The organism is Chamaesiphon sp. (genome assembly GCF_041737865.1).
GTDB lineage: Bacteria > Cyanobacteriota > Cyanobacteriia > Cyanobacteriales > Chamaesiphonaceae > Chamaesiphon.
Genome location: NZ_JBGSQZ010000200.1, coordinates 1 through 5,087 on the forward strand (window position 1 = coordinate 1; position 5,087 = coordinate 5,087).

Sequence of the window (5,087 nt, forward strand, 5' to 3'; positions counted from 1 at the left end):
TCGCCTAATTGCACCGATTATGATGCTACCTCTATTACTGACAGCCATTACCGGAACTGTTTATCAGATTCTCGATTTAGCAGGCAAAGAAGATAATTTTAAATGGATATTAGGTTGGCATAAGGGACATTTTGGATCGGTTAATCTAGACATGATTTATCCATTTTTTAATGCTCTCGGTTTGTTCATATTGCTTTTTACTGGAATTTCGATGTGGCTCAATTCACGGCGGACTTCCAAAAAATAATCTACTTAGGTCAAACTAATGATTAGTCCTCAATCTCCAGCGACGGACAAAGATAACGATCGAAAAACGGAATTACAAGGATCTAGTCTCACTTTCTATTGGTCATCTGTAGTCGTTATATCCGCAATTTCCCTCACGTTAGGAAGCTGTGCCAAGCCACCTGCAACTACGCCTGTGTCTAAACAATTGCAGATTATCACCACATTTATTCCTATTACAAATTTTACCAAAGCAGTTGCCGGAGATCGCGCTACAGTTACCCAACTCCTCCCCACCAATGTCGAACCCCATGACTATCAGGCAAAACCAGGTGATGCTCAGAAGCTAGCCAAAGCCGATGTGCTGGTACAAAACGGACTGGGGATAGAGGGATATTTGACTGAATTGGTCAAAAATACTGGCAATGCCAAATTAAAAGTAATCGATTCTAGTCAAGGAATACAACCAATCGCAACCGAAACAATTGAGGGCAAACAGCCAAAATCCGGACAAAATCGCCCTCAATATAACCCCCACATCTGGCTCGATCCCAAACGAGTTATCCGTCAAGTCGAAAACATTCGAGACGGTTTAATCGCTGCCGATCCTGCGGGGAAAGAGATTTATACCAATAATGCCACCGCTTATGTCAAAAAGTTGCGCGAACTAGATCGAGAAACCAGCCGAATGCTCCAACCTTTTGCGGGTAAAACATTCGTCGCTTTCCATGATTTTGCGCCTTACTTTGCTCAAAGCTATAACCTAAAAGCCAACTTTCTAGTAGATGTACCGGAAGATAATCCCTCCCCCGCTGATGTCAAACGCATCGTGGATACGGTTAAAGCCACCAATCTCAAAACACTACTCGCCGAACCCAATGGGGGCACAGAGGCATTTGCCGCTCTGGCAAAGGATTTGAATGTGCGCGTCAGCACCTTTGACACGATGGAAACCGGATCGCCAGATGCTGTCCAATCGGGTCACTACATCACCACGATGCAAGCAAATGTCAAAACGCTAGTCACGGCATTTACGGGGCAGTCAGATCGATCCTGGCTGCAGATCGGGATACAACAGCCGATGTCTGTTATCCCCCAACAAGTTTGGGTGAAGTTTTAGGAGGTTTAGATGAAAGAAACCGTATTATCAGTCGAACATCTGACCGTTTTTCGGGACACTTACGCGGCGGTTGAAGATGTTTCGTTCTCTCTGGAGTCAGGTACAGATACATCGATCGTCGGCCCGAATGGAGGGGGTAAAACGACCTTGGTGCAAGCTATTCTGGGGATTTTACCCAGGAAATCGGGTGCAATATCCATTTTGGGAAAACCCCTGAGTATCAAAGGATTTCTGCCATCATCCATCCGTCAGCAAATTGCTTACTTACCCCAAAACTTTTTATTCGACAGACGAATTCCGATGACGGTATCAGAATTAGTGGGATTAGGTTGGGGCAAATTGGGGTTTCAGTTGCCGTGGATCGATCGCCGCAAACGTCGTCAGGCTGTCCGAGATGCCCTGGTACGAGTCGATGCACTCCAATTCAGAGATCATCTGATTAGCGGGCTTTCTGGAGGCGAAACCAAGCGAATATTGCTGGCATATTGTTTAGTTTCCCCACGTCGATTATTGATTCTTGATGAAGCTCCAGCGGGGTTGGATATGGTGGCTGAGTCGGATTTTTATCAACTGCTATACGAACTCAAACAGGAACAGGGATGGGCAATTTTGCAGATTTCTCATGACTTAGATATGGTGCGAAAACATTGCGATCGAGTCCTGTGTATTAATCGGACTTTGCGCTGTCAAGGTACCCCAGAAGTCGCACTCTCTGACGGTAGCCTCGCTACTCTCTACGGTACAGATTTTGTGCGATACAAGCATTCTCATACGTCGTAATTATGGAACCAGAACTGATTCGCGTAATTGAATTGTTTCAACTACCATTTATGCAACGGGCATTGATGGGCGGTATTTTGACGGGGTTAATGGGTGGAATTTTAGGCAGCTTTACGATTTTGCGTCAATTATCTTTTTTCTGTGATGCCCTGGGACATTCAGCCTTATTAGGGATTAGTATTGGCTATTTATTAGGACTCAATCCCTCGCTCGTCTTACTACCATTTGCGGTCATCTTTGCCTTAGCGGTGTCCTATTTATTAGAACATACTAAATTATGGACTGATGCGTTACTGAATATTATCTATTCCTCATCTCTAGCGATCGCGATTATTATTCTCAGTTTTGTCGGGCAATATAAAGGCGGGATAAATAATCTATTATTTGGCGATATTCTCGCAGTTCAAGAAATAGATCTAGTGCTGAGTAGTTCGTTATTAATCATCTGCATTATGTTCATTGGTATGACACTACGAACACAGATGTTATTGACTGTAAGCGAACCACTGGCGATCGCGCGGGGTGTATCGGTATCGACTCAAAGCACAATCTTCATCGTGCTGCTGTCGCTAGTCGTGGGTATTTCCATTAAATCGATCGGTGTTTTACTAGTTAGTGCATTTGTCGTAATTCCCGCCTGTGCTGCTAGATTATTAAGTCGCACTTTTACCGATTATGTACTGCTATCAGCCGGACTAGGTGCGTTAAGTGCTGTAATTGGTATGGTAATTTCAGCCTGGTTTAATTTACCATCTGGCCCCAGTATTGTAGCAACACAATTAGCGATCTTCCTAACTGCAATGGTGTTACCTCGCATTCACCTACCGATTAAATCCCACCATTCACAAACAACCAAGGAGTTACATGATTAGTCAAGAATCTCCCGCCACACAGCCCGTTGAACCCCATAACAACAAACGTGTCGCCGTTTTACTTGCTGGATATGGTGAAGTAGAATCTTACCACGATCTGAGTAGTTACAATCAAGCGGCAACTAAATATATTGCATCCCAATTTGTATCGATTCCAAAGTGGCTATATCCGGCGGCTGGTTGGTTCTTGGGACTACTAGATTGGTACGATTTCGGGGTCAAACACCATCATTTTATGTCGCCCGAAAATGAGATGTTTGAAAAACAAAGAATTGGGATTGAGCAGCAATTACAAAAACGCTGGGGAAGTGAGGTAGAGGTATTTAAAGGCTTTTATTTCTGCAAGCCTTTTGTCCAAGAAGTTGTAACTGAGATTATCGAACGCGCAAGCGCACCCCCTAAGGGTGGTCGAGACTTTCAGAACTTGCTAGTTTTTCCATTATTAGTGGTTGATTCTGCGTTTACCGGAAAAATAGCGATCGAGCAAGTTAATGAAGTTATTACAGCCAATGAATCTGAAGATTTGCCATTCGATGCCATTCGATATATTCCCGCTTTCGCAACTGAACCTGCCTACATCGATTTGCTAGTGCGTCAGATTAAGGAATCTCTCAATCAATTATCTACATCTGGTTGTTTTGAGTCACAGATCGGTATCATCTTAACGGTTCATGGTGGCCCTGAAAAAGCCAATGGGTTGTTAACTGGGGTAATTGATGGACAAGCTCTATTCGATCGAGTCCAAGCCCAATTACAACATCAATATCCACTCATCTCGATCGGCTGGATAAATCATGATATGCCGTTCATCAAATGGTCGCAACCTAATCTCGAACAAGCAGCGAAAAGTCTAATCGGATCGGGTGCCCAAACTATTGTATTTAAACCGCTGGGGTGGGTAACTGAAAATTATGAAACGATCCTTGATGTGGATGATGCAATTGAATCTTTGCAGCGTCAATATCCAACTGTTACTTACACGCGGCTTGAATGCGTCAATGACGATCCTGAATTTTTCAGCATCGCCGCAGCATGGGCAAATCCGCAGATCGAAGCGATGTTATCTGGATCGAAAATTGCCACTTGGAAATAAATCTTTAAATTCAAAGGAGAAAATGTATGCCAGACCCACAATTGAATTCATTAATAGGTGCAGATGCAGCGGATGACGCTGAAGATGATGCCTATCGAGCAGAAGTGAATGGTGACGAAGCCGTTGGCGGAAGTACCGCAGTTCCCAGTCAAAATGACACGGAAGAATTGGCAGAGGCAGTGGGAATTGTGGTAGATGATGACACACCCCTTGATACTGAAGAAATGCTCCTAGAGCGCGATCTAGATCGCTGGGAATTAGATCCCGCATCGGCTGTCGTTGGCGTTGACGTAGCCTCTGCCTGAGCAGAAGCCTGTCTGTAAGCGCGAGAGTCGCAGGCTTACGCCAACGCGGAGCGTCTGCCGTGCCTAACGGCAGGCTAAAGCCAACAGCAGAAGGACAATCGTTAAGATTTAGCATCCAGTTCGTGCGGATTTCATCTTATTTAAAATAATCGCTAATGTCTAAAAAAGCAAAGATAATAACCCACAATATTTTAGTACTTTCGGCTGTGAGTCTATTTACAGATGTAGCCAGCGAAATGCTTTATCCGATTATGCCAATTTATTTAAAAACAATTGGTTTTTCGATTGTTTTAATAGGTATACTAGAAGGCTTTGCAGAAGCAATTGCCGGATTGAGCAAGGGATATTTTGGGAATTTAAGTGACAAAACAGGCACCCGTTTACCCTTTATTCAAATTGGATATCTGCTTAGTGCCCTCTCCAAGCCAATGATGGCATTGTTTACTTATCCTCTCTGGATATTCTCTGCCAGGACAATCGATCGGTTAGGAAAAGGTATCCGCACAGGTGCCAGAGATGCCTTACTATCTGATGAAGCTACTCCAGACACAAAGGGAAGAGTATTTGGTTTTCATCGGTCTATGGATACATTTGGTGCCGTCCTAGGGCCATCATTAGCATTGATATATTTGGCGTATCGTCCTGATGATTACAAGACACTTTTTTACATTGCATTTTTACCAGGATTGATT

The 5,087-nt window shown here is 43.9% G+C and carries 7 protein-coding genes; all 7 read left to right on the forward strand.

What is annotated here, in order from left to right; genetic code table 11:
- The coding region (locus ACEW9J_RS15105) for a hypothetical protein (RefSeq protein WP_373545938.1) at positions 1–247 on the forward strand (247 nt) is incomplete at its 5' end.
- An 18-nt stretch (positions 248–265) separates the two neighbouring features.
- Positions 266–1,345: a metal ABC transporter solute-binding protein, Zn/Mn family gene (locus ACEW9J_RS15110; protein WP_373545939.1), complete on the forward strand. Its 1,080-nt coding sequence runs from the start codon at positions 266–268 to the stop codon at positions 1,343–1,345.
- Between the two features lie 9 nt (positions 1,346–1,354).
- Positions 1,355–2,125 (forward strand): metal ABC transporter ATP-binding protein, encoded by a 771-nt coding sequence (locus ACEW9J_RS15115; RefSeq protein WP_373545940.1) that lies wholly within the window; start codon positions 1,355–1,357, stop codon positions 2,123–2,125.
- A 2-nt stretch (positions 2,126–2,127) separates the two neighbouring features.
- Complete coding sequence (locus ACEW9J_RS15120) at positions 2,128–2,997, forward strand: metal ABC transporter permease (RefSeq protein WP_373545941.1); 870 nt, start codon at positions 2,128–2,130, stop codon at positions 2,995–2,997.
- Positions 2,990–4,090, forward strand: coding sequence for a ferrochelatase (locus tag ACEW9J_RS15125; RefSeq protein ID WP_373545942.1), 1,101 nt, complete (start codon positions 2,990–2,992; stop codon positions 4,088–4,090). Before ACEW9J_RS15120 ends, ACEW9J_RS15125 begins: the two co-directional genes overlap by 8 nt.
- A gap of 26 nt (positions 4,091–4,116) precedes the next feature.
- The gene (locus tag ACEW9J_RS15130; protein WP_373545943.1) at positions 4,117–4,395 is read left to right on the forward strand and encodes a DUF6335 family protein; all 279 of its coding nucleotides are present in this window, start codon (positions 4,117–4,119) and stop codon (positions 4,393–4,395) included.
- A gap of 155 nt (positions 4,396–4,550) precedes the next feature.
- A partial coding sequence (locus ACEW9J_RS15135) for an MFS transporter (protein WP_373545944.1) occupies positions 4,551–5,087 on the forward strand: 537 nt, incomplete at its 3' end.

What these genes read in the sequence shown, in the direction of transcription:
- ACEW9J_RS15110 (WP_373545939.1), top strand. Translation starts at nt 266, where the DNA reads ATGATTAGTCCTCAATCTCCAGCGACGGACAAAGATAACGATCGAAAA.
- ACEW9J_RS15130 (WP_373545943.1), top strand. Translation starts at nt 4,117, where the DNA reads ATGCCAGACCCACAATTGAATTCATTAATAGGTGCAGATGCAGCGGAT.
- ACEW9J_RS15125 (WP_373545942.1), top strand. Translation starts at nt 2,990, where the DNA reads ATGATTAGTCAAGAATCTCCCGCCACACAGCCCGTTGAACCCCATAAC.
- ACEW9J_RS15120 (WP_373545941.1), top strand. Translation starts at nt 2,128, where the DNA reads ATGGAACCAGAACTGATTCGCGTAATTGAATTGTTTCAACTACCATTT.
- ACEW9J_RS15115 (WP_373545940.1), top strand. Translation starts at nt 1,355, where the DNA reads ATGAAAGAAACCGTATTATCAGTCGAACATCTGACCGTTTTTCGGGAC.